The sequence below is a fragment of the Pseudoflavonifractor intestinihominis genome (assembly GCF_040096055.1).
GTDB classification, from domain to species: Bacteria; Bacillota; Clostridia; order Oscillospirales; family Oscillospiraceae; genus Pseudoflavonifractor; species Pseudoflavonifractor intestinihominis.
On sequence record NZ_JBBMFK010000067.1, the window covers coordinates 1 to 713 of the forward strand.

A 713-nucleotide genomic window follows, 5' to 3' on the forward strand; every position below is an offset into this window, starting at 1 on the left:
CACTTCCACCTCCGGCCTATCAACGATGTAGTCTACATCGAGCCTTACCTCACGAAGAGTGAGAGACCTCATCTTAGGGGGAGTTTCACGCTTAGATGCCTTCAGCGTTTATCTCGTCCGTACATAGCTACCCAGCTATGCCCTTGGCAGGACAACTGGTGCACCAGAGGTACGTCCATCCCGGTCCTCTCGTACTAAGGACAGCTCCCTTCAAGTCTCTTACGCCCGCAACAGATAGGGACCGAACTGTCTCACGACGTTCTGAACCCAGCTCGCGTGCCGCTTTAATTGGCGAACAGCCAAACCCTTGGGACCGAATTCAGCCCCAGGATGCGACGAGCCGACATCGAGGTGCCAAACCTCCCCGTCGCTGTGGACGCTTGGGGGAGATCAGCCTGTTATCCCCAGGGTAGCTTTTATCCGTTGAGCGACGGCACTTCCACTTGCATACCGCCGGATCACTAACTCCAACTTTCGTTACTGCTCGACCCGTCGGTCTCGCAGTTAGGCTCGTTTATGCGTTTACACTCAATGCACGATTTCCGTCCGTGCTGAACGAACCTTTGAGCGCCTCCGTTACCTTTTTGGAGGCGACCGCCCCAGTCAAACTGCCCACCTAACAGTGTCCCCCGACCCGATTCAGGGCCGCAGGTTAGAAAACCAGCAAATCAAGGGTGGTATCCCAAGGACGACTCCATCTGAGCTGACGCCCA

The 713-nt window shown here is 55.8% G+C and carries 1 rRNA gene; it reads right to left on the reverse strand.

The annotated features are described in order from the left end of the window. Positions 1-713, reverse strand: a 23S ribosomal RNA gene (locus tag WMO64_RS17035); the annotation flags it as partial.